Source organism: Sessilibacter corallicola, assembly GCF_021290925.1.
In the GTDB taxonomy this organism is placed as follows: Bacteria; Pseudomonadota; Gammaproteobacteria; order Pseudomonadales; family Cellvibrionaceae; genus Sessilibacter; species Sessilibacter corallicola.
The window spans coordinates 1457462-1481353 of record NZ_JAJSLX010000002.1 but is presented as its reverse complement, the minus strand read 5'-3'; the positions used below and the strand labels follow the sequence as shown (position 1 = coordinate 1481353).

The following is a 23892-nucleotide window of genomic DNA, read 5'->3' as shown; positions in this document are numbered from 1 at the left end:
GATTATGTTTGATGGGCCTAATTATTGGCCAACTTGAAGACGAAGTGTGTTGCGACCAGCAATAGGATTGATCGCTACTGTTTCACCATTATGAAGCAAGGATACCACTCTCGCATTTCCTAGCCTAATCGCAAATGGAGACTGACCATTTACTTCAACCGATTGGCCGGAGTTAGCAACGCGAGACACTAAAACATCACCGTTGGCATCTCTGACTTCGAGCCAGCAATCACCGGTAAAGCTAAAAGTTAAAGTATCTTGTGAAGAGGTAAACGCGGTATTAGCAGGTAAAGTTTCTGTTGTCGCAGCAACACTTACCTGAGACTCATTAGAAATTACATTAACTGTATCTGACGCAATCACAGGGCTTTCGAGTGAATTATCACTGCTGCCGACACTCTCTGCAGAGCCATCAACAAGGCGAGCGCCTGAGTCTGAATTTTCTGTAATCGCTTGGTTATTTTGGTTGCTGCTGACTTGGTTATTGCTGAGCTGCTGATTGTCGAATTGAGCGCTGTCTGGCGCACTATCAAGAGAATCTACTGAATCAAGAGCATCTACCGAGGAAGGCACAGAAGAGGCATTGGCAACCAGAGGGTCTACAACCACTTCGTCGACTGTAGATTGAGTATTTGCACCAACTGAGCTATCTGTGGTTTCGATCACGGCCTCATCGCTCGGCGCACCAAATGCCCAAGCACGGAGATTATCACCCCACAGAATGTAGCCCGCAATCAACAACAGAACCACAGCACCAATAGCTAACGGCCAACGCAACTCAGGGAACGGTTTTTCAATGGGTTCTAATCGAGAAACCGGCTTGGCTTCTGGGGCTGCGGTTTCGGAATCGCCACTGATGTGATCGTATCGACGCACAATGTCATCGACATTCAGATTTAGATAACGGCTGTAGGTGCGCAGATAACCTTTGACAAAGGTGGGAGAGGCTAATTTTTCGTACTGCTCAGTTTCGAGCGCGTGCAATTTAGATTCGGGAATTTTGAGTTCATCGGCGACCCGCTCCAGAGAAACTCCGAGCGCTTCGCGAGCTTGGGACAACAAACTGCCTATTGCAACGACATTATCCGCTACGGATTCTTCGCCGCTTTGCTCGTCATCAGTTTGTTGATTCAGTGCTACATTATTCATCCAACAGACGCTTATATTCTAGGTACTCTGCCGAGTAAGGGTACAAATTTTTTAAGGCTAAGGCTAGGCTTGCCTCTTGATCTTTGTTGCCGAAAATTCTTTCCAGTCGAATTCCTAACCAAAGTGCTCTTGGATTTTGCTTGGCGACTCTGGCATAGCGATCCAAATACGACTTCGCCGCAGAATAATTTCTGTCTTTAAACTCCAATTCAGCCAACTCTAAAAGTGGCGTTCCAGAACGAGAATTCAAACGTACTGCATGCTCAAAACTCGCTTTCGCTTTTTCTGGCAAACCCAATTTTAAAGACGCTTGTCCTAAATTGGTCAAGGCCACATCGCGGCGATCATACTCCAAATTACTGGAGGCCTGCTCAAACTGGTCGTAAGCCTCTTGGTTTCGACCATGACTCGACAAAAATACTCCGTAATTATTGCGGGCAGAGGAAAATTCAGGTGATTTTTTCAGAGCTAATTTGAATTGCGATTCCGCCTGCTCCGGCTCCCCTTCTAACTGATACAGAAGCGCAGCAGCGTTGTTAACGCGAGGATCGTTCGGATTTAAGTCGCGAGCTTTATTGAGGTTGATTCGGGCGGAATCTCGACTTCCCTGGCTGATATAGCCCAACGTGAGCTGTATGCGGGTTTCAAGCGCTTTTTCTTTATCGACTACGGCATCACTGCTACTGGTCGTTGTGGTCACGCAGCCACTCAAAAAAAACGACAGTAAAATCACAAATGCGCTGCATTGAACAGATGTGTTGCTCACAAGTGCTTCCCTTTTCATCTATCGACTTCAAATAAACAATCGTAGGTGCGACTTTAACAAGACTGTACGCAGTAGCAATGGGTGTAGACTCAATTCCTTGAATTATTGATAACTTCTGCCCTAATTATTTTTATAAATAGGCGATAATGTCCGAATTAGCCCAAAATTCGTGCTATTCAAATTAGGGAACACTAATAGCACGCTGACACATTATTTTGGAACACTTAGGCGAAGGGAATAATTCTCACCGGTTCTTGCCCTGCTTTTGCGAGATAGCGCTCTTGTCGGCGAGTTTTATCGTTCACACTGCCAGCCAACTGACCGCAGGCGGCATCAATATCATCGCCACGTGTTGTTCTTACTGTGGTTGTGTAACCGGCTGCCATCAGAATGTCTTTAAATCGATGCAGCGCATTGTTGCTAACCCGCTTGTAGTTGGACAGCGAAAACGGGTTAAACGGAATAAGATTAATTTTTACCGGGACTTCACGCAGCAGTTCCGCCAATTCATAGGCGTGCTCAGGGCGATCATTCACGTGATCGATTAGCGTGTATTCGATGGTAATTTTGCGATGAGTATCGGGTAGCCCTTGAATATAGCGCTTGGCACTGTCCAGAAGCTGGGCAATTGGGTATTTTTTATTGATGGGTACCAACTGATTTCGCAGCTCGTCGTTGGGTGCGTGCAACGAAATCGCCAGACAGGCATCCGTGTATTCACCGAGACGATCTAAAGCAGGCACAACGCCAGAGGTGCTCAAAGTCACGCGCCGCTTAGAGATTCCGTAAGCGTTATCGTCCATCATTAAGTGTATGGCATCGACAACGTTATCGAAATTGAGCAATGGCTCGCCCATTCCCATCAGTACCACATTGGTTACTTTACGCGGACCTTTTACTTCTAACTGACCAAAAGATTTTGCAGCAATAAAAACCTGACCAATAATTTCCGCAGCGGTAAGGTCACGATTAAACCCTTGCTTACCGGTCGCGCAGAAACTGCAATCTAAAGAACAACCTACCTGAGAAGAAACACACAGTGTTCCACGCTCGCCGTCCGGGATAAAAACCGTTTCGATGGCACTGCCACCGCTGGCTTGAATCAGAAACTTACGGGTTCCATCTTTAGAGTCGAACTGCTCGATGACTTTCGGCGGCTCAATAACCGCAAGCTCAGCGAGTTTATTGCGAAGCCCCTTACTGATGTTGGTCATTTCTTCAAAATCAGTCACGCCAAGCTGGTGAACCCATTTTAATAATTGGGTCGCTCGGAATGGCTTTTCACCAATTTCTGCAAACCATGCTTTCAACTTGTTAGGAGACATTCCCATCAAATTGACTTTTTGGTTGTTATCGCCAGTGGTTGGTGTTTCGAAAGTATCAGTCATCAGCAAGGGCCTGGGTATCAATATACGAAAGTCGCGCGTTTAATTAACGCTCGCAAAGTTCTTCTTCAGAGAAGAAGTAAGCAACTTCACGCTCAGCAGACGCTGGAGAATCAGAACCGTGAACAGCGTTTGCGTCGATAGACTCAGCGAAATCAGCGCGGATGGTTCCAGCAGCCGCTTCTTTAGGATTGGTAGCACCCATCAATTCACGGTTAGCAGCGATAGCATTTTCGCCTTTAAGAACTTGTACAACAACAGGACCAGAAGTCATGAACTCAACAAGCGCTGGGTAGAACGGACGCTCTTTGTGCTCAGCGTAGAAACCGCCAGCTTTTTCGTCGTCAAGCTTGATCATTTTCATGCCGACAATTTGTAGACCCGCCTTTTCGAAACGCGCGTTGATTTCTCCGATAGCGTTTTTAGCAACAGCATCAGGTTTGATAATCGACAACGTTTTTTCAACTGCCATTTAATTCTCCAAAATATTCAAGAAGCAGGGATAAGATATACAAAAATTGCCCGAAACGATGAACACTTCAGCTGCTCGATTTTATCGAACAAAAGAAGGAATATCCCGAAGCAACATTTGTGTAAATTTAGCTCTATTTTTGATCAAATCCAAAAAGATCGCGGATTATACGCACTATCTGAGCCCTTGCCTACGTTTGTGACGTAAACCGAGCCCAACAGCGTTGATAAGCGTGATTAGCTGACTTGAGTTACAACTTTTTAAGCTTGCAAATGCCTTCACGAATAATCTCAATCGCTCGGTCAATCTCTTGCTCTGTGGTGAAGCGACCAAAGCTGATTCGCAAGCAACCATGCGCATCTTGATCGGACAAACCAATCGCTCGTAACACATGAGAGGGATCTAAACTTGCCGAAGTGCATGCAGAACCAGACGCAACAGCAAGGTCTTTAAACACCATCATCAATCGATCCGCTTCAAAGCCCGCGAACGCCAAGTTGGCAATATTAGGTACAGATTGTGCGCCGCGCCCATTCAACGAAACACCATCGATTTTCAATACTTCGCTAAGAAACCTGGAAGACAGAGCTGAAATTTTTGCGTGATCAGCTTTCATATCCGCCGCTGCCACAGCAAATGACTCCCCCATTCCAACAATTTGATGGGTCGGCAGGGTACCCGATCGCATACCGCGCTCATGACCGCCGCCGTGAATGAGTGCTTTAATTTGCAGTGGCGGCCGACGGCGAACATAAAGCGCACCAACGCCTTTGGGACCGTATACTTTATGGGCGCACATCGACAGCATATCGATGGACATAGATTTAACGTCGATTTCGAGTTTTCCGGCACTTTGCGCCGCATCCACATGAAAACAACAGGATTTACTCTCCAACAACTTACCTATTTCGGCAATATCATTAATCACGCCTAGCTCATTGTTGACGTGCATTAAAGAAACAAGAATGGTGTCGTCTCTGAGCGCCGATGCAACCGACGACGCACTGATTACGCCCTGCGCGTTCGGCTTTAAATAAGTAACCTCAAAACCTTCGCCTTCCAACCATTCAAAGCAATCCAATACAGCTTTGTGCTCCGCCTGAGACGTAATAAGGTGCTTGCCTTCGTCCTTGTGGTTCAGCGCGTAACCTTTGATGGCCAAGTTATTGGCTTCGGTTGCACCGCTTGTCCACACTATTTCGCGAGTATCCGCTTGAATCAAATCAGCAACCTGGCGCCGAGCGTTTTCAACGGAGGCCTCTGCTTGCCAGCCAAACATATGGCTTCGAGAAGCCGGGTTTGCGAAATTTCCATCCATCGTTAAACAATTGCACATTGCTTCAGCAACGCGTGGATCAACAGGTGTGGTGGCGGCGTAGTCCAAATAAATCGGTTTAGTCATAAACGGTGTCGCAATGGCAAGTTTCAAGTACTGACGAGATTACGAAAGAACACCCGTCGGTTTCATCAAAAATAAGTGATTGCGTAACACCAAATGGCGAGAACAATCATCGAGCTTGTTTGACGACGACTTGAATGATTAATTCATCATGTTTTTACTAATAAACACAATCGACGGTGCATTAACAGAAATAGATGTTAACAGAGAAGAGAGATATAAGAATTGTCTGGCAAGAACTGAGAATTGGGTGGCGGTCCTAACCAGCCACACCTCGGCACATGAACTCACTACTACCGTTGCTCCCTTCCGGGCCTGGCGGGGTTCGCAGCTAATCATTGCGAGGGGACCGGAGAGGACCACCATTGCGTTGAGCGGCGCATTATGGTGATTTTCACTGGACAATGCAAGCCACTACTTTGACCTTTTTCATGAGTTTTTTCTCTTTTGAATAGAAAAAAAACAAACTGTTCACAAATAGAGAGCTTTGCTCAAAAACAAGTAAGTATTTGGCCAACAACAAACCCATCACCGCTACACAATACAACCAAAACAATGCGCCAAACTTTTCATTCAATGAAAACAAATCGATCATTCAAAAATATTTTCAGTAAAAACTGAGAAATAACATCGCCGATCCATTCCTTGTGGGCAAACAAGAACCCAAACACATAAAGTTAGATTAGGCTTTTACGTGAAAGTCTTGGTACTATTCGCGCCCTGTTCGGTCCATACCCTTGTTTATTACCTAACGCTAAAACCACTGTTTTTATGTACTTATTTGTAGATCAACTTACCAATGTCGATTTCAGCTATCTAGATCCCAAACGCGGTCTGGTGGGAGAAACCTGGCTGGCCGATTTTGGCTTACAAGGTGCGCTTGATCAAAACAGCATGGTGTGCGACTTCGGTATTGTGAAAAAAACCTTTCGCCAATGGTTGGATTTAACCCTAGATCATAAATTGCTGGTACCGAGTCAATCGCCTTGTCTATCGTATCAGCTTAACGACGCTTACATTGAATTAAGTTGGAAATCCCAGCGCGGCGAAATGACACTTTCAGTCCCTGAATCTGCCATTACGTTAATTGATGCCGTTGAAATCACACCTCAGTCGGTCGCCCACTGGTGTGCTGATCAAGCGAAAAAGTTGATGCCAAATTCAGTATCGCAATTGGATATTGAATTTAATCCAGAAGTTATTTCAGGCTACTCTTATCACTACAGTCACGGACTCAAAAAGCACGACGGCAACTGCCAACGTATTGCCCACGGCCATCGCTCCACCATTAACATCTCTAAAAACGGTATTCGTGATTTTGACCTTGAACGTCAATGGTGCCAACGTTGGAGCGATATTTATGTCGGCACCAAAGAAGATATTATTTCTGAAAGCGACGCTCAGATTCAGTTTTCTTACCAAGCAGAGCAAGGCAAATTTACGCTGCAGTTACCCAAACACTGGTGCTACATCGTGGACACGGATACTACCGTTGAGCAAATTGCCAAACACATTGCTTGCACGCTGAAACAGCAAAACCCGCAAGATGAAATAAAAGTAAAAGCGTTCGAAGGTATCGGTAAAGGGGCTATTTACATTTGCTAACGCATAACACGCAATGGATGAAGCCACTCAACCAACGATAACAAACTACACGATTGCAAACCTCGCCTCACTTCACCTTGTTTTTTGTATAAACAAAACCTTACCTATCGATAAGCTTCCATTATCGGTAGCCTTGCTTTTTTTCTAGGCCCACTGATAGAGTTCGCTTGAATTTTTTGTACACCATTGATTAAGCGACGCAATTCAAGATATTAGAACCCGCCTCGTCTTAGTGTTTGCCGACATCCAGAAACAACAAAAGCGACTGCCACAGCTGCGCACGCAAGACACGAATAAAGGAAGTAACATGGTTAACAGCCTAGCCAGCATTGAATTTGCGTTGGGAGTAACAGCACCCATCTGCGTTGTTATCGCAATTGGAGCGCTTTTAGCAAAAATAGAATTTATCAAAGAAGACTTTATTAATACCGGTAGCAAACTAGTCTTCAATATTACATTACCGGCACTTTTATTTGTCAGCATTGTTAGCGCAGACATTCATTTGGACAAAAGCGTTAGCCTGGTCGCTTACGGGGTTATTTCCACGATTATTGTTTACCTGTTATTGGAAATAATTATCCCTAAAATTGTTAAAGTTCCCTCTGATCGAGGCGTTGTTATTCAAGGATCGTTTCGATCGAACATGGGGATTGTTGGGTTAGCGTATTGCGTTAACGCTTATGGTGATGCAGCCTTTCCAGCAGCCGCAATTTTTCTGGCATTCGTCACAATCACCTACAACGTATTGGCCATTATTACCCTAACCCGATGGGGCCAATCTGAGAAAAATAACGCTGGGGGAGTTTCACAGTTTTTTAAAGCCCTTGCGACCAACCCGTTAATTATGGCAATTACCGCAGCCCTCACTATTAATGCATTGTCGATTCCATTGCCAGATTTTGCGATACAATCGGGAAAATACTTTGCCCAAATGACACTGCCTGTCGCACTGCTATGCGCAGGCGCGAGCTTAAATTTAAAAATTAATAACGAATTTGGCAGCGCCGTAATTGCATCGGTGGCGAAATTACTGATTATTCCCACAGCCATTACCACTGGAGCTTACTTACTTGGCTTTAATGGCGTAGAACTTGGGATTATTTTTCTAATGACTTGCGCACCTTCGGCGTCTGTAACATTCGTAATGACCAAAGTTCTCGGTGGCAACTCCACACTGGCAGCCAACATTATTGTGATTACGACGATATTTTCATTAATAACGACAAGTATCGGCACCGCAATATTACGTCAACATCAGTTGATGTAATGTTGATAATCGATTTTTCAGATAACTGAAATCCTACTGAGCAGCCACCTAAAAATTAAAAAATAGAAATCCACACACAAAAAAGCAGGGCTTAATAAACCCTGCTTTTTATTTGAAGCCGTAGAAAAAGATACTTATAGGCTAGGCTTATTTAAAGCACTTGGCCAGTTAGACAAACCTTTTTCGATTTGTGCGTCGAGTTTACCCAACCAAATTTTGTGAGAAACAGGGTTGTTATTTAAGTAAAGTTTATCTTCAACAATGGTCCAGCTGTCTGGACGTGGTGGTGCAGTAAAACCTTTCGCAACAGCAAAAGCGCAGTAACCACCAAATTGAGGAACGTATTTTTCTGGGTTATCAATAAATTTTTGGCGGTTTTCATTGTTTGCGAAACGCCAAGTTGCACCGCCCCACTCATAAGTAATCGTTTCTGAACCCATAACCGCTGGGGCTCCAGGCTCTAATCCAAAATAGGCAACAACGTCCGCACCTTTTGCTGCACCGCGAGTTTTGTGTGAATAATATTGTTCTGTCGCAGCAGCTTGTACTGCGAAAAGTAAGGTAATTACAGCTAAAATTCGAGCTAACATGTTAGTCTCCACGATAATTTATAATTAATTTTTAAATTTATTGTGCATCAAAAGAAGTTGACGCCCCTGAAACCCCAAACTTCCAAGCAGTTTACATAGAAAATAAAAACTTCATCGCCCCAAACAAGCGCCATATAAAAAGCCGGAAATTAATACCTTTGCTTTTAACCGTCGAATTCAACTTAATAGTCAATACATCGAATTGTGAGAGTGGATCAACCAAAAGAAGTTCTTCACTAATTCAGAAATTTAAAAGGCTATTTCTTAAATTAACTATCACGAAAGAATTTCGATAAATCACATCTACAATATTTAATGAGCGATCAAAATTGAAAAATACCCGATAACACACACTGCATAAAAGTAATCTATGGAACTTTTACATAAGTTAATTTAGTAAAAACGTTTAATATTACTTTTTGTATACCTTTAGCTCTATTTGGCGAAATAACTGCCTAAAAGAGCCACCTACGAATATATTTTCAGTAGAAAAGAACTAATCAGGTGCCAATATTATAATCACAACCTAAAAAATATCGTATTTGTTGAAAAATTGAATGTGTGAACAAATTTGGAAAAATAAGAGCTATATCACAAAATTAAGAAACTCAAAGTGAGACTTTTTATCTTCGCTCACAATTCGAACACTTAAATTTCGCAAATTACAACCATTGTGATGAAAAATTAACCCCAAGCTCAAATAGTATACTTTGATTTTTAAGAGCCATTTTCTGACAAAAATCAAGTCGCATTAATGTTTAAATAAAGAGTCATTTATTAAGCACAACTCAATACGATAGGAAGTTTTTAAAAAGTGGATTTAGCATTTAAACAAATGACTATTTAACGAGTCCGTTAAATAACAAAGCGCGTACTTGGAACTTTAAAGAATAGATAGAAAAAAGATATGAGGGAAATAGAGATTAAGTTCTGGAAATAAATAAAAAGTGTTGGCAGCAAAGCTGCCAACTAACAGAGATAGAATCCCCGGAGTTAAATCGTAAATATTTGACGTGTATAAACAAAAGAAATTAGAAGCTATCGCCCGGTATTCTTACCCAGCCTTCCATTAACACTCTTGCACTTCGGCTCATAATCGCTTTGGTGGCAGTCCACTCACCATTAGCTATTTCCGCCTCAGCACCAACTTTTAACGTGCCAGAAGGATGACCAAAGCGAACTGAGTTTCGCTCACCACCACCAGCAGCTAAGTTGACTAACGTGCCCGGAATGGCTGCAGCAGTCGCGATTGCCACCGCAGCGGTGCCCATCATAGCGTGATGAAGCTTACCCATTGACAGTGCTCGAACCAACAAATCGACATCGTCAGCATTAACCGTTTTACCACTGGAAGCGGTGTAGTTCATCGGTGGAGCAACGAACGCAATTTTAGGTGTGTGCTGGCGAGTTTTAGCTTCTTCAAGATCAGTGATTAAACCCATCTTAATGGCACCGTGCGCTCGGATTGTTTCGAACATTTCCAAAGCAGCCGCGTCATTATTAATGTCATCTTGTAATTCAGTACCTTTGTAACCAATGGCTTCTGCATTAACAAAGATTGTTGGAATACCTGCGTTAATCATGGTCACACTCAACGTACCAATACCAGGCACATCAAGATCATCAATCAGATTTCCGGTAGGAAACATAGAGCCTTCGCCATCAGCAGGATCTAAAAACTCAACTTGCACTTCTGCTGCTGGGAACGTCACACCATCGAGAACAAAATCCCCAGTTTCTTGTACTTCACCGTTGGTAATAGGAATTTGTGCAATGATGGTTTTTTTGATGTTGGCCTGCCAGATGCAAACCGTGGCGATACCGTTTTCAGGAATTTTGTCGGCGTCGACCAATCCGTTGGTAATCGCAAAAGCACCTACTGCGCAAGATAAGTTTCCGCAGTTACCGCTCCAATCAACAAAAGCTTTATCAATGGACACCTGGCCGAATAAATAATCGACATCGTGATTGGGTTGAGTACTTTTACTTAAAATGACGGTTTTACTGGTACTGGATGTTGCACCACCCATACCATCAATTTGTTTGCCGTAAGGATCTGGGCTACCAATGACACGCAGCAATACTGAATCGCGAACAGAACCAGGAACCTGAGCCGCTTCTGGTAAATCTGTTAAATTAAAAAATACCCCTTTACTGGTACCACCACGCATATAGGTAGCTGGAATTTTTATCTGAGGCACTTGAGACATTGAAGATTCCTAATTTGATAAAAAGCGACAATAATGAATTGAATTGCGATTAATGTTGGACAATCTGAAGAGATAACAATTAATCAGAAGAAAAAATAGAATTTTTTAACACTTAAAAACGCAAAGAAAAGCAGTCATTGATCATTAAAATAGTTACTTTTCTTTGAGCTTTTACAGATAGAACACAAAAAGAAAAACCCGCGACCCGAAGGCCGCGGAAAGGCTTAGGCAGTATCTTTTTCTAAAAAGTCTTTCGCAAAGCGCTGTAAAACGCCGCCCGCTGAGTACACATGTACTTCTTCTGCGGTATCCAATCGGCAAGTGACCGGTACTTCGGTAACGTCGCCGTTTTTGCGATGAATGACTAATGTTAATTCCGCACCTGGCGCCAGATCACCTTTTACGTCGTAGGTTTCTGTGCCATCAATTTCCAATGTTTTACGGGTGGTTCCAGCTTTAAATTCAAGTGGTAACACGCCCATTCCAACCAAGTTAGTTCTGTGAATACGCTCGAAACCTTCAGCAGCAATGGCTTCAACACCAGCAAGGCGAACACCTTTTGCAGCCCAGTCACGAGAAGAACCCTGACCGTAATCAGCACCGGCAACAATAATGAGCGGTTGTTTGCGATCCATGTAGGTTTCAATCGCTTCCCACATGCGAACCACTTCACCTTCTGGTTCAATACGCGCAAGCGAACCTTGTTTTACTTCGCCGCTCTCATCCAAACACATTTCGTTCAACAGTTTTGGATTCGCAAGCGTTGCACGTTGAGCCGTTAAGTGATCACCACGGTGAGTCGCGTAAGAGTTAAAGTCTTCTTCCGGCAAGCCCATTTTTGCTAGGTATTCACCGGCAGCACTGCTTGCCAAAATCGCATTCGACGGTGACAAATGGTCAGTCGTAATGTTGTCTGGGAGTACCGCTAACGGACGCATACCTTTTAGTGTACGTTCACCAGCAAGGGCACCTTCCCAATACGGTGGACGACGAATATACGTACTTTGTGGTCGCCAGTCGTAAAGTGGGCTTTCCGCTTCTTCAACCGCACCCAAATCAAACATTGGAATGTAAACTTGGTTGAATTGTTCAGGCTTAACCGACTCTTTAACGATAGCGTCAATTTCTTCGTCACTTGGCCACAAGTCTTTCAAGGTAATCTCTTTACCGTCGACAACACCAAGCACGTCTTTTTCAATATCAAAGCGAACGGTACCGGCAATAGCATAAGCAACAACCAACGGTGGTGAAGCTAAGAATGCTTGTTTTGCGTATGGGTGAATTCGACCATCAAAGTTACGGTTACCCGAAAGAACAGCCGTTGAATACAAATCGCGATCAATAATTTCTTGCTGGATTTTTGGATCAAGCGCACCGCTCATACCGTTACACGTAGTACACGCATAAGCGACAATACCAAAACCGAGTTTTTCTAACTCAGGCAATAAACCAGACTCTTCCAAATACAAGCGTGCAACTTTAGAACCTGGTGCGAATGAAGATTTCACCCAAGGCTTACGAACCAAGCCCAATTCGTTGGCTTTTTTCGCAACCAAACCTGCGGCAACAACGTTGCGTGGGTTACTGGTATTTGTACACGATGTAATTGCCGCGATAATGACAGCGCCATCAGGCAATTTACCTTCGGCTTCTTCTGCTTTCGCTTTTTCTAAATCAACAGCAATACCGCGCTCTGCCAATGCAGTGGTTGGTAAACGACGATGCGGGTTAGATGGACCTGCCATGTTGCGAACAACGGTCGATAAATCAAATTCTAGAACACGTTCGTATTCAACGTTTTCTAGATCATCAGCCCATAAACCGGTGGTTTTTGCGTAATTCTCAACAAGCTCAACTTGTTCAGCTTCACGGCCGGTTAATTTCAAATAATCAATGGTTTGTTCATCGATGTAGAACAGACCAGCAGAGGCACCAAATTCTGGTGTCATGTTTGAAATGGTAGCGCGGTCACCAATGGTTAAACTTTTCGCGCCTTCACCAAAGAACTCTAAGTAAGAAGAAACTACACGTTCTTTTCGTAAAAATTCGGTAATGGCAAGCACGATGTCTGTTGCAGTAATACCAGGGTTACGCTGACCAACTAATTTCACACCCACGATGTCTGGGAGACGCATCATAGATGGACGACCCAACATAACGGTTTCTGCTTCAAGGCCACCGACACCAATTGCAATCACACCCAAAGCATCAACGTGCGGCGTGTGACTGTCGGTACCAACGCAAGTATCTGGATAAGCAACGCCGTCACGTGCTTGAATCACGGGCGACATTTTTTCCAAATTAATTTGGTGCATGATGCCGTTACCGGCAGGAATCACATCAACGTTTTTGAACGCAGTTTTGGTCCACTCAATAAAGTGAAAACGGTCTTCGTTGCGACGATCTTCTACCGCACGGTTTTTCTCGAACGCTTCAGGATCGAAACCTGGGTGTTCCACCGCCAAAGAGTGGTCAACAATTAATTGCGTTGGCACAACAGGGTTTACTTTAGATGGATCACCGCCTTGATCGGCAATGGCATCGCGTAAACCGGCTAAGTCAACCAATGCCGTTTGACCGAGAATATCGTGACAAACAACGCGCGCTGGATACCAAGGGAAATCCAAGTCGCGTTTAAAACCGATAATTTGTTTTAGAGAATCGGTTAAAGCTTCTGGATTGCACTTTCGAACCAATTGCTCGGCTAAAACACGGGAAGTGTAAGGGAGCTTTGCGTAAGCTCCAGGTGAAATGGCCTCAATGGCTTCGCGAGTATCGAAGTACTCCAACGAAGTTCCTGGTAAAGATTTTTTGTAATCGGTATTCATACTGAGGGAATCTCTAATCTTACTAATCAGGCGTTAATAGGTTTAAAACGTATTTCGAAATCAATGAATTTTTTATTTTGAAATAAATTCTAACTCTTTCAAAACCGATAAAACGACTTAATAAAAAGTGATCTAGCTAAAAGATACATTAAAAAAGGTGACTCTAATGAGCCACCTTTTAAGACCAATTAACGCTCAGAAATTGGTGCTACTTTACGAGAACCTGGGCCTGTGTATTCAGCGTTCGGACGAATAATACGGTTGTCCGCACGTTGCTCAAATACGTGAGCTGACCAACCGGTGGTACGCGACATTACAAAAATCGGCGTGAACAATTTGGTTGGAATTCCCATGTAGAAGTAAGTTGAAGCATGGAAGAAATCGGCGTTACAGAATAATTTTTTCTCGCGCCACATAACTTCTTCACAACGCAAAGATACTTGGTACAAAGTATCGTCAGGAGCATCTTGAGAAAGCTCTTTAGACCATTCTTTAATTACGGTGTTACGTGGGTCAGACTCGGTGTAAACCGCGTGACCAAAGCCCATAATTTTTTCTTTGCGCTCAAGCTTACCAAGAATTTCTTTTTCCGCTTCTTCAGCAGATTTCCAATTCTCGATCATGTCCATTGCAGCTTCGTTCGCACCGCCATGCAAAGGACCACGCAAGCTACCGATCGCACCAGTAATACAACTGTGGTAATCAGACAACGTAGATGCACATACACGAGCAGTAAAGGTAGATGCGTTGAATTCATGCTCTGCGTAAAGAATTAGCGAGATGTGCATGACTTTTTCGTGCAATTCGCTTGGCGCTTTGCCATGCAATAAATGCAAGAAGTGACCACCAATGGATTTTGCACCGGTATTTAAGTCAACACGAACACCGTCGTGGCTGAAGCGGTACCAGTAACAAATGATGCTTGGTAGCGCAGCTAACAAACGATCAGCGTGTTCGCTTTGCTCAGCAAAACTTGCTTCGGTTTCAAGGTTACCTAACATTGAAACACCGGTACGCAATACGTCCATTGGGTGAGCGCTTGCAGGAATGCGTTCTAGAACTTCTTTTAAAGCAGTTGGTAAATCACGCTTGTCTGCCAATTTTGCTTTGTATTCTTCAAGCTGAGTCGCGTTTGGTAATTCACCGTTAAACAGAAGATATGCAACTTCTTCGAACTCACAATTTTCTGCTAGATCTTCAACTTCGTATCCGTAATAAGTCAGGCCAGTGTGACCCAGGGCTGCAACTGTACAAATAGCGGTCTTGCCAGCGACTTGACCGCGCAAGCCTGCGCCTTCTAATTTTTTCTGCGCCATGATTTAAGACTCCGTTAAGTTTGCTAAATCGTCTAGGATTCAATTGCTTTATTCTGGTTGAATTTTTTATCGTTCAACCAGAACTTTAATTATTATTTATTCTTTGCGAACAACTCATCGAGCTTTTGCTCGTAGTCGTGGTAACCAAGATAATCGTACAAGTCCATGCGAGTTTGCATGTTGTCGATTTGGCTCTTTTGATCGCCTTCGGCTAGCAAAGAGCGATAAACCGACTCAGCCGCTTTATTCATTGCACGGAAAGCTGACAGTGGATAAAGCACCATATCAGCACCCCACTCTGCCAACTCAGAACAGTTGTACAACGGGGTTTTACCGAATTCGGTAATGTTGGCAAGAATAGGTACATCCAAGGCTTCGCGGAACGCTTCGTAATGCTCTTTTTCATTAACTGCTTCAGCGAAAATGCCGTCTGCACCGGCTTCAACATAGGCTTGTGCACGTTCGATAGCAGCGTCAAGACCTTCGGCTGCGAATGAATCGGTACGCGCCATTAAAAAGAATGAGTCATCGAATTTAGCGTCTGCCGCTGCTTTAATTCGATCGCACATTTCTTCTTTAGAAACACACTCTTTATTTGGACGGTGACCACAACGCTTTTGCGCTACTTGGTCTTCAATATGAACCGCTGCCGCGCCGGCTTTGATCATATCTTTAATGGTTTTAGAGATGTTAAATGCACCACCCCAACCGGTATCGATATCAACCAATAAAGGAACGTCTGTCGCGGAAGTGATACGGCGAACATCGACTAATACATCGTTTAAAGAAGTCATACCAAGATCAGGCAAACCGTAAGACGCATTAGCAACACCACCGCCAGACAAATAAATGGCTTTGTGACCAATGCGGTCTGCCATCAGTGCTGCGTAGGCGTTTATCGTTCCAACAATCTGTAAAGGTTTACTTTCCGCGAGTGCTTCGCGAAACCGAGTACCGGGCGTTTTCATCATAGGGCTCTCAATTATTTAACAATTGCTGTTCAATGTTTTCACGGGCACGCACAATATGTTTGCGCATAATTAATTCGGCGAGTTGTTCGTCCTTTTGTTCAAGCGCTTGAAATAACAATTGATGTTCTTTAAACGCTTGCGAGGAACGCGAAGGCTGCAAACTGGATTTATACCGATACATTCTCACCAAGTAATAAAGTTCTTCGCACAGTGTGTGAATTAACATTTGATTACCGCTGGCTTGAATAACACAGTAATGAAAATCAATGTCGGCTTCTGCTTGAATGTAAGCTCCGCCGGTTGCTGCCATATGATTTTCAGCAATCACCAGTAATTCTTTTAATTTGCTGATGCCTTCGTTATCAATATTTCTCGCCGCCAGTGCCGCAGCTTTACCTTCAAGCGCCTCACGGATGTGATAAATCTCAATCACCTGAGGCAACTCTAAAGTAATTACTCGCGCTCCGCCGTGTGGAACATATTTAACCAACTTCATGCTCTCTAATCGGCGGATGGCCTCACGCAGAGGACCACGACTGACGTTGTATTCTTTCGCGAGTTTAGGCTCGCTCAGTTTACTGCCCGGCTCAATATCACCGCAGACAATTGCATCGCGCAAAGTTTGGGTAATATTGCTTGCCAACGTGTTTTCGGGTGTTGCGTTATCAGTAATTGCCATTGATTAGCTCTAAATTAGGTTTCACAAAATACATATTGCCAATCATTCAACAAAACAACATTGAATCCAACCAAACACTAAGCAGTGATTTATTTTCGCCCAGCCAAGCTTTTTTATCGTTTTAATAATTTGTAGACATATCTATGAAGCCCAACTAAACATTCATGTCTTAAACAACTCAGAAACACCAAGATTGTCGACAGAATGCTTCTCAACTGTGACTCCATGCGCTAAATACTACGCCCAAGAGCCAATATTGTCTACACTTTTTAATATTAGACCTTAATCTAAGCCCATATTTAATTATAGTTACAAAAAAGTGTCGACAATTTTGACAAAAACCCCACCGCAAGAACCAATACTGAATAGAATGTCGACAATGTTAAGAAGAAGGAGCATGACAATGGCGAAAGCCATAATAGGAATTCAAGATTATTGAAAGAGTTGGAGAGAAGAGATAGAAAGATGGATAGAAAGAACGAACGGCTTGAAACGCCCTCCTTGATTCCGATACGTAAACGACACCAAAATTCTACAGCCAACGCATCATTCGGAATCCATTCCTCGATGGAATAGTGAGCCACACAATCCCATTGTTATATTTCGAGGGGCTTACACTTACACCTGAAAAAGAAAAGTGTTTAAAAAAAGAGAGTAACTCGAAGTGACTTATTAAGAATGAATGAGCATCTACAACCCATAACCCTTAAAGTTACTGACAATTTGGCAGAAGGTTTCATCCATTAAACGTACGCTTCTGCCATTTTCACCCGATTCCAACAATTCGTTAGCAATGGGCATATCTGCCATCGTTTGCGCCAGCAATAAAACAAAGCTTTCATTAAGATTAGGGCGACCTTTATCGTCGAGCTCACCTATTTCTTGGGTATCAATATCCATTGCTCGGGCTAATAAAATAATTCGCAGGGCAAAATAATTGGCACCGTAGCAAATTAGCGCGTGATCAATACGCTCACCATAAAGACCTTCTGCCAAGGCTTTTGCGATTTTTTGCCAATGCTGTTTTTCGGGTAAGTCGGCGAGAAACGCTTTGGCGACGTAATCGGCAACAGCGGTCATAAATTGATAACCAAATTGTTGCGAGATGGCAGCGTAGCCGCGCGCGTATTGTTTTTTAAACGATTCCCGCGAAGATTCAGACCATTCACCGCTATCAACCAGTTCTTGTGCCAACGGATCACTGGATTGCATAAACGATAAATAATAACTGGCGAGCTTATTGGCGACTTCTAACCCCAAAAATCCAGCGGCTTCAAATTCAAGTTCATCAAACGGAAACGGCGTTTGCGGATTTTGTGCTTTTAATTGTCGATGAGAAAATAAAATTTCTCGCAATTTAGGCACAAACAATGTCCACGAACGTGGGCACGGATAAGGCACACCGTCACGGCTGCGCTTCGGCATATGAAATAAATCCGGGTAACGCGTTAAAAATCCGGCAATACCGCCATCACCCACTTCATCAGAAAATTCCTGACACGTTCGAGTTACCCAGTGTTCTACCGTATCGGAAACTAAAAAGTTAGCAACTCGCGTTACAATCGCATTTGAGGTAGCACTTACATGAGTACCATCGCTGGTGCCGAGGTTACCGGTCGCACCCACCAACGTATTGCCCAAATTTAAGCCTTGAAAGCGATTTTCAGTCAGAATCGATAACGCCACGTTTTGAATGTTGGCTGAAGCGTTGGAGAAATCATCCAACAACAGCACCGAGGCACCGGCGTATTGCAACGCGGCTAAGCGTTTGTTGGCAACTTTGGTCATAAACGGTTGTTCGATGCCCGATTGCGTTCGAAATTGCTGCACGTTTGGAATACCACCAAAATCCACCGCTGAAACCTGGCCCGATAATTCCTGCACAACAAACAACAACTCTTTGCCGGTGGGGACAAAATCGTCACTGGGATTCATCACAAACTGCAAACCAATTAACTCCGCTACCGCTTGTGCCGCAACTCGATAACTGGTGGTTTTGCCCTGCCCCGGAAACCCACGCAAATAGGTTGGCGTTACTGTTCTGGGTAAAAACTCAACGCCGCGCAAGGTCTGCCAAGCCAGTTGGATTTTCTGATCAATCTCAACATTCACGCCGTGCGTATAAAACCGCTGGAGCATATCCAATATAAGACGATCAACAATTTGGTCTGTGGTGGCTTCTTTGATGGCAATTTCGGGTTTACTGATCATTTCTTAAACTACGCCTAGGGCTTACAACAAAAAATTTGTATGATTATACGCTTTAACCGCCGTTCGGATGACAGTCTAACTTCATGAGCCAACTGGATTTATCACTCAAACCCGCGCAAAACACCGCTAACGCCAATGGCAGAAAGGCCGTGTTAAACCGGCAAACCGCCTGGAATACCAAGCTGCAAGCACTGCGCAGCCATATTATTCAAAGCGACGAAAAAGGCTTACCGCGCTTTGGCGTGCTGTCGATTTTGGCTCGGCGAGTGCCCTTTCATCTTTACGATCACCCCGCTTTGGCGCGCATGTGTGATACCGCGTTTACCGACGGCACTCACGTTTTTGTCAATACCGAGTTCTTTAAAGAAACCACGGCGCAAGACAATCAACGAGATTCTTCCGGTTTAAAAACCCACTCCATGGTGCTGATTTTACTGCACGAACTCAGCCACATTTTGTTTCGCCACCACGCACGCTTGCCGCCGAAAGCACCGCCGTTGTTATGGGCCATTGCCTGCGATACCGCCATTAATGCCCGGCTGTTAACGGGGTATCCGCAGTTGCGACCGGGGCCAGTATTCGATAACGCCTGGGGCACCAAGCGCGATGAAATCGACACTTACTTAGGCCAAAGCGAAGAACACATTCTGAACGCGATGTGGGAAGAACCCAACGACAACGCCCGTGAGTTTGTGAATCAGCTAAAAGCCAAACTTAACGACGAATCCGAACACTCAGTAAAACCCAAAGACGACCAGCGCGGCGAACCCCAAGACATTCACAACCACATGGTGACACCAGAGCAACTCGCCAAAACTCTGGATAAAAACGGCTTGCGCCACATTCGCGATACCTTACAACTGCCCGATCCTAACGATAAACCGGCCTATCAAAACCTAAATGCCTTGTTTGAACTCAACTTAATGAACGATTTAGACAAGGCCAAAGAAATGCGCGAACTCCACCCCATTGGTCACGCCATGGCGGGAGATCACCTAGAAACCAGCTCATCGGAATGGGTGGACCAAAAATACCGCGCCCAAGTAGAGTGGAAAAATTTATTGCGGGAACTGGTACTAGGCGACGGTATTCGTTACGAACATTGCGACGAGCTGCCCAGCGATATTTACTACGTACCACCAGAACACATGCAGTTAGAAGCCCCTTTGTTTATTGGCGAACAAATGCCCGCCGCCAACGCTGGAGTTATGTTGGTCATTATTGATACCTCAAAATCCGTGAGTGTGGATTTATTGGCAACCTTTATGGGGGAGCTGGCAGGCTTAATTGAGCAAGAAAACACAAACGCCAGCCAGCTGTATTTAACCAGTGCCGACACCACTTTTCGTGGCGACATGCTGAAATTCTCGCAACAGGATTTAACCAGCCTGCCAGAAAAACTCTTACTCCAAGGGCGCGGCGGCACCGACATCACCAATGTTATTAATGAAGCCCTCCATTGGGCCGACAACCAACACGAATTTAACCCCGAAGAATTAAAAGCCATTATTTATTTTTCTGATTTATTAGATCGCCCACCTAAGCGAGAACAACTGCCAGAACATTTACCACAGTTGTTATTTTTAACGCCGCCATCACTGGCGATAAAAGCCTTTAAAAAACACATCGAAGACTTTGCCACCTTGGCAGAAATTAAAGAAGGCACCGTAGTGGATTTATGCCAGAGCTAAGAACCCAACTGGAAATTGCCGTACAGCGCCAAGATATTGATGCCATTAACCATCGGTTTAACCAAGGCGATACCGCCAACGATAAAAATCACTTAGGCATTCCAGTATTTTACGACGGTTTAAAAACCAATAACCGAGCGATTTTAACGGCATTTTTACAGGCCGGGGTTGATATTAATATTGCCTACAACCACAACGGTTACACACCGTTTATTTACGCGTGCTTGTATTGCGATAAAACCACCATTCAATGGTTGTTAGACCAAGGCCAAAATATTAACCAACAAACCGCATTAGGGGTAAGTGCCATTCACGTTGCCGTGCAACGCGACAGCGTGACTATTGCCGAATATTTGGTACAGCAAGGCGCCAATGTATTTTGCGAAACCCACCACGGCGAATCGCCATTATTAATCAGCTTAAAATCAAAAACCGGGTTAAACACGTTTAAATTTTTACTGCAATGCTATCAAGATCACCAACACAGCTTGTCCGATAAATTAATGCCGTGTTTGGCGTATATTTTTGAAAAGCAACAACCCGATGCTATTGAAGCCGCACAAGCACTGCTGCCCTTTGCCGAATCCATTCCGACGGAAACCGACATTCGCAACCACATGGCAAAACCCGGCAATTATTCTTCGTCACCACTGCGAACGTTAGAAAATACGTTAAACAGCAAACTTAGCGCGGCGTTGTTTGCATTATTGAAGGCAGAAAAATTGTCGAGACAAGCCAGAGACAACCACCAAGCCTCTGGCCTATCCACCAATTTGTGGCAAGACACTGGCGGTTTGTAATGAGAGAGAAAGACAAAAGCAAAAATAAACGTAAATTTTGTACAGTCTACTAACCAATTAAATCTTACTTAACCGCTGTTGTGCGCTTAAAAAGCGCAAAATTTACCCGGCCTCTGAATGATTAAAAACCGACACTTTATAAAGCTCAAGATAACGCTTAAAACCTGGATCGGTGGCATTTTTCTTCAAAACCAAATCCACCGGCCGAGCATAAACACTCTGCAAGGCAAGCCATAATTTCAACCAATATTCATCAAGCAGTAATGGTTCTAAACATCCGAAATCAACTAAAAAATCTACATCACTTGTCTCATTCGAGAAACGTCCATCGACGGCAGAGCCGAATAGATAGAGCTCTTGCACCCGAAAACGAATACACAAATCACGTACCTCTGGTAATTTTCGAGCGACTAAATTGGCTATATCCGGGTTAACAAGGCAAGAGTTAGTAAGGTCAGCGCTTGCAGATGAACTACTCATTGATCGAATCCATAACCTTACCGTAAAGTTTTTCGATAAAGCCATCATCCAGACCAGGTAAAAATCGAATTTTTCTGCCTTTTTTCGGCTTATAGTCAGCGACGTTGCCTTCAAACGTTAAATCGTCAGCATAAATATGACCAAAACCTACGTGAATTCGCGTTACCCCTTTCGAATTTTTAATAAAAATAAACGGCTTTTCAAACTGGAATTTATTGTCGACACCCTCAGCGGTGCATATTCTCATTAGAAAATTCAGTCGGAAATCAAATTGCGGACTCCAATACCATTTGGCAGTATTTTCGTAATTGCGCTCTTCCTCAACATCCAAATACAGCAAACTCTTAGCAACAAATAAGTCAATATCACGCATAATTTCAGAAAAATAGGTTGCGGGTATTGATTGTAACGAAATAGCTTTCTTGCCACTGACAAACTGCAAACCTTTGCTGACAATATGAGCACTGCCACGAACCTTACTGTACTCATCCAAATATTTCTCTTCCACTAAAAATTCAGCCACAAGCTGTGAATCCTGAAATTTAAAACTCACACGATCAGAATCTTCACTGGATAAACCCGTTGTTGTCCAACCTTGTGCCTTAGCCAGAGCGGCAACCGTATCCTTTTTTAATAAATAACCAGAGAAGTTCGCCATATCACCGTCAGCGATGTTGTCGCTGTCTGGTTTTCGATAAAACTCCCTAAACAATTGCTTAAAAGGTTGCTGAAGGTTATTGGCAAAATAAACACGTTGCCAACGCTCAAGCTCCTGTTCATTGGCATTAACCGGATGCCATAAGCTAAGCGTATCCTGCCCGCTTACCGCAACCGGATTATTATCAGCTCCAACAAACTGACCATCATTCCAACGGGCCACTTGCGTACCAGTGGAGCCATTGATCACCCACAATAGATTTTTGGTAGCAATGGCCATCAAAGAATTATCAACATACACCTTTGTCCAAAATGAGTAGCTCACGCTGTAATCCTGGCGGTAAACATCACCCAGTTTTTTAACCCGATCAGCAATCATCGCCTGTATAGATTTAACGTCTTTTTTAAAGCTTTTTAAATTTTCAGGAAACTCTTCTTTTAAGGATTTTGGTGGCGATACACTGCTCGTACCATCGGGCTTAATGTAAGTAAAACGCACCGATTTATGACTGTCGATTTGACAGTGCAACTTGTAACCATCGATCGTTTGGCTGTACTCACCAGTCACAGATAAATCAAACTCATTAGGCGCTAACGCTAAAATATCGTTGACACTGATATTGTTAACATCCGCCAGCTCAGCCAGAGCTTTATCAATTTTCTTTAAAATACTTTTGGTCTTTACTTTGGTTCGCAAATACAAAATTTTAGGAATGGCTTTATCAGCCTCTTTTTGCATATAGATATCAACCAAATCCGGACATTCATCGGCGTGGTCATCGAGAAACTGGGTGACTAATTCGTCAACGTCTTTAGACTCAACCAACGCACTGGCGTGTAAAAAACCACGCATGATCCGACCACCAATGGTGTTGTAAAAGTAGTTTATAAACCCGTTAGTGCAGCTTGGATTTTGAATAAATTTATCGTATAAAATCTGGTCACCATAAACATCCACCACCCACTTTGGCAGCTGACCGGTGGGCGATAAATCTTCACGCATAACACTGTCGGCGACGGCCAATCCGTAATATTCTGCACCAGCTTTAGTTTTCGACTTTTCAATACTGTGCTTAAGCCAATGCACTCCCTTATCGATAAATTCTTGTTCACCTATATCAGAAATCTTGGCACGTGCAGTTTTGTACCAACCCTTTAAAGGCGTTGCCGTTTTGGGTTTAATCTTCATAAAGTGGAGGAATAGATCTACCCACTGCTCGTTCACCACAAAGTGATCATTGGCAAAATAGATGGTGTTATCCAGTGAACTCATTGAAACTCCTATTAATATTCAAATCTTATTTCCTCCACACGTTAAAAAATAAGTACAACGAATAGGTACGATGATAAATTGATACCTGCAATCAATACCGTACCGTAAACTCAACCGTTTTCTATTCCAACGTTATTTATCTC

Annotated in this window: 18 protein-coding genes and 1 other RNA gene; 4 read left to right on the top strand and 15 right to left on the bottom strand. The window is 43.7% G+C overall.

Going from position 1 to position 23892, the window contains the following annotated elements:
* Window positions 1-21: 21 nt before the first annotated feature.
* The 6 genes from LU361_RS13705 to ffs form a co-directional block, all read right to left on the bottom strand.
* Window positions 22-1149, bottom strand: a complete 1128-nt coding sequence (locus tag LU361_RS13705) for a helix-turn-helix domain-containing protein (RefSeq protein WP_233089397.1) — start codon at window positions 1147-1149, stop codon at window positions 22-24.
* Window positions 1142-1915 (bottom strand): type IV pilus biogenesis/stability protein PilW, encoded by a 774-nt coding sequence (gene pilW / locus LU361_RS13700; protein ID WP_233089396.1) that lies wholly within the window; start codon window positions 1913-1915, stop codon window positions 1142-1144. The genes LU361_RS13705 and pilW overlap by 8 nt, the downstream gene beginning before the upstream one ends.
* Window positions 1916-2139: 224 nt before the next feature.
* Window positions 2140-3303, bottom strand: a complete 1164-nt coding sequence (gene rlmN / locus LU361_RS13695; protein ID WP_233089395.1) for a dual-specificity RNA methyltransferase RlmN — start codon at window positions 3301-3303, stop codon at window positions 2140-2142.
* A gap of 43 nt (window positions 3304-3346) precedes the next feature.
* Entirely contained in the window at window positions 3347-3772 is a 426-nt protein-coding gene (ndk, locus tag LU361_RS13690; protein WP_233089394.1) for a nucleoside-diphosphate kinase, read from the bottom strand.
* A 250-nt stretch (window positions 3773-4022) separates the two neighbouring features.
* Window positions 4023-5174 (bottom strand): IscS subfamily cysteine desulfurase, encoded by a 1152-nt coding sequence (locus tag LU361_RS13685; RefSeq protein ID WP_233089393.1) that lies wholly within the window; start codon window positions 5172-5174, stop codon window positions 4023-4025.
* Between the two features lie 255 nt (window positions 5175-5429).
* An RNA gene (gene ffs / locus LU361_RS13680) (signal recognition particle sRNA small type) lies at window positions 5430-5526 on the bottom strand.
* A gap of 416 nt (window positions 5527-5942) precedes the next feature.
* Here ffs and LU361_RS13675 point away from each other — a divergent pair.
* Both LU361_RS13675 and LU361_RS13670 read left to right on the top strand, forming a co-directional pair.
* On the top strand, window positions 5943-6776 hold the full coding sequence (locus LU361_RS13675) for a 6-carboxytetrahydropterin synthase (RefSeq protein ID WP_233089392.1): 834 nt from the start codon (window positions 5943-5945) through the stop codon (window positions 6774-6776).
* 307 nt (window positions 6777-7083) lie between these two features.
* Window positions 7084-8043, top strand: a complete 960-nt coding sequence (locus LU361_RS13670; protein WP_233089391.1) for an AEC family transporter — start codon at window positions 7084-7086, stop codon at window positions 8041-8043.
* Between the two features lie 134 nt (window positions 8044-8177).
* Here LU361_RS13670 and LU361_RS13665 read toward each other — a convergent pair whose 3' ends face one another.
* From LU361_RS13665 to LU361_RS13635, 7 genes are all read right to left on the bottom strand, one after another.
* Window positions 8178-8633, bottom strand: coding sequence for a YHS domain-containing (seleno)protein (locus LU361_RS13665; protein ID WP_233089390.1), 456 nt, complete (start codon window positions 8631-8633; stop codon window positions 8178-8180).
* Between the two features lie 1031 nt (window positions 8634-9664).
* Window positions 9665-10843, bottom strand: coding sequence for a 2-methylaconitate cis-trans isomerase PrpF (gene prpF, locus LU361_RS13660; RefSeq protein WP_233089389.1), 1179 nt, complete (start codon window positions 10841-10843; stop codon window positions 9665-9667).
* Window positions 10844-11067: 224 nt separating this feature from the next.
* A complete protein-coding gene (acnD, locus tag LU361_RS13655) occupies window positions 11068-13671 on the bottom strand; it encodes a Fe/S-dependent 2-methylisocitrate dehydratase AcnD (RefSeq protein ID WP_233089388.1) in 2604 nt (867 codons plus the stop codon).
* Between the two features lie 188 nt (window positions 13672-13859).
* Window positions 13860-14987: a bifunctional 2-methylcitrate synthase/citrate synthase gene (gene prpC / locus LU361_RS13650; protein ID WP_233089387.1), complete on the bottom strand. Its 1128-nt coding sequence runs from the start codon at window positions 14985-14987 to the stop codon at window positions 13860-13862.
* A gap of 92 nt (window positions 14988-15079) precedes the next feature.
* Window positions 15080-15958: a methylisocitrate lyase gene (prpB, locus tag LU361_RS13645; protein ID WP_233089386.1), complete on the bottom strand. Its 879-nt coding sequence runs from the start codon at window positions 15956-15958 to the stop codon at window positions 15080-15082.
* 7 nt (window positions 15959-15965) lie between these two features.
* Complete coding sequence (locus LU361_RS13640) at window positions 15966-16637, bottom strand: GntR family transcriptional regulator (RefSeq protein ID WP_233089385.1); 672 nt, start codon at window positions 16635-16637, stop codon at window positions 15966-15968.
* A 690-nt stretch (window positions 16638-17327) separates the two neighbouring features.
* Window positions 17328-18848 carry a hypothetical protein gene (locus LU361_RS13635; RefSeq protein WP_233089384.1) on the bottom strand — a complete coding sequence of 507 codons (1521 nt, stop codon included), beginning with the start codon at window positions 18846-18848 and terminating at the stop codon, window positions 17328-17330.
* A gap of 83 nt (window positions 18849-18931) precedes the next feature.
* Between LU361_RS13635 and LU361_RS13630 the strand changes: the two genes are divergently transcribed.
* Window positions 18932-20539, top strand: coding sequence for a DUF2201 family putative metallopeptidase (locus LU361_RS13630; protein WP_233089383.1), 1608 nt, complete (start codon window positions 18932-18934; stop codon window positions 20537-20539).
* Window positions 20527-21339: an ankyrin repeat domain-containing protein gene (locus tag LU361_RS13625; protein WP_233089382.1), complete on the top strand. Its 813-nt coding sequence runs from the start codon at window positions 20527-20529 to the stop codon at window positions 21337-21339. The genes LU361_RS13630 and LU361_RS13625 overlap by 13 nt, the downstream gene beginning before the upstream one ends.
* Window positions 21340-21441: 102 nt before the next feature.
* Here the strand turns inward: LU361_RS13625 and LU361_RS13620 are convergent, their stop codons facing one another.
* Both LU361_RS13620 and LU361_RS13615 read right to left on the bottom strand, forming a co-directional pair.
* Window positions 21442-21819 carry a nucleotidyltransferase family protein gene (locus LU361_RS13620; RefSeq protein WP_233089381.1) on the bottom strand — a complete coding sequence of 126 codons (378 nt, stop codon included), beginning with the start codon at window positions 21817-21819 and terminating at the stop codon, window positions 21442-21444.
* Window positions 21812-23749, bottom strand: a complete 1938-nt coding sequence (locus LU361_RS13615; protein ID WP_233089380.1) for a DUF4132 domain-containing protein — start codon at window positions 23747-23749, stop codon at window positions 21812-21814. Before LU361_RS13615 ends, LU361_RS13620 begins: the two co-directional genes overlap by 8 nt.
* Window positions 23750-23892 lie beyond the last annotated feature (143 nt).

Excerpts from the sequence above, each read along its gene's own strand:
- LU361_RS13620 (WP_233089381.1), bottom strand. The coding sequence starts at position 21,819 with ATGAGTAGTTCATCTGCAAGCGCTGACCTTACTAACTCTTGCCTTGTT.
- acnD (WP_233089388.1), bottom strand. The coding sequence starts at position 13,671 with ATGAATACCGATTACAAAAAATCTTTACCAGGAACTTCGTTGGAGTAC.
- prpF (WP_233089389.1), bottom strand. The coding sequence starts at position 10,843 with ATGTCTCAAGTGCCTCAGATAAAAATTCCAGCTACCTATATGCGTGGT.
- LU361_RS13630 (WP_233089383.1), top strand. The coding sequence starts at position 18,932 with ATGAGCCAACTGGATTTATCACTCAAACCCGCGCAAAACACCGCTAAC.
- prpC (WP_233089387.1), bottom strand. The coding sequence starts at position 14,987 with ATGGCGCAGAAAAAATTAGAAGGCGCAGGCTTGCGCGGTCAAGTCGCT.
- prpB (WP_233089386.1), bottom strand. The coding sequence starts at position 15,958 with ATGATGAAAACGCCCGGTACTCGGTTTCGCGAAGCACTCGCGGAAAGT.
- LU361_RS13665 (WP_233089390.1), bottom strand. The coding sequence starts at position 8,633 with ATGTTAGCTCGAATTTTAGCTGTAATTACCTTACTTTTCGCAGTACAA.
- ndk (WP_233089394.1), bottom strand. The coding sequence starts at position 3,772 with ATGGCAGTTGAAAAAACGTTGTCGATTATCAAACCTGATGCTGTTGCT.
- LU361_RS13625 (WP_233089382.1), top strand. The coding sequence starts at position 20,527 with ATGCCAGAGCTAAGAACCCAACTGGAAATTGCCGTACAGCGCCAAGAT.
- LU361_RS13615 (WP_233089380.1), bottom strand. The coding sequence starts at position 23,749 with ATGAGTTCACTGGATAACACCATCTATTTTGCCAATGATCACTTTGTG.
- LU361_RS13685 (WP_233089393.1), bottom strand. The coding sequence starts at position 5,174 with ATGACTAAACCGATTTATTTGGACTACGCCGCCACCACACCTGTTGAT.
- LU361_RS13635 (WP_233089384.1), bottom strand. The coding sequence starts at position 18,848 with ATGATCAGTAAACCCGAAATTGCCATCAAAGAAGCCACCACAGACCAA.
- rlmN (WP_233089395.1), bottom strand. The coding sequence starts at position 3,303 with ATGACTGATACTTTCGAAACACCAACCACTGGCGATAACAACCAAAAA.
- LU361_RS13640 (WP_233089385.1), bottom strand. The coding sequence starts at position 16,637 with ATGGCAATTACTGATAACGCAACACCCGAAAACACGTTGGCAAGCAAT.
- LU361_RS13675 (WP_233089392.1), top strand. The coding sequence starts at position 5,943 with ATGTACTTATTTGTAGATCAACTTACCAATGTCGATTTCAGCTATCTA.
- LU361_RS13705 (WP_233089397.1), bottom strand. The coding sequence starts at position 1,149 with ATGAATAATGTAGCACTGAATCAACAAACTGATGACGAGCAAAGCGGC.
- LU361_RS13670 (WP_233089391.1), top strand. The coding sequence starts at position 7,084 with ATGGTTAACAGCCTAGCCAGCATTGAATTTGCGTTGGGAGTAACAGCA.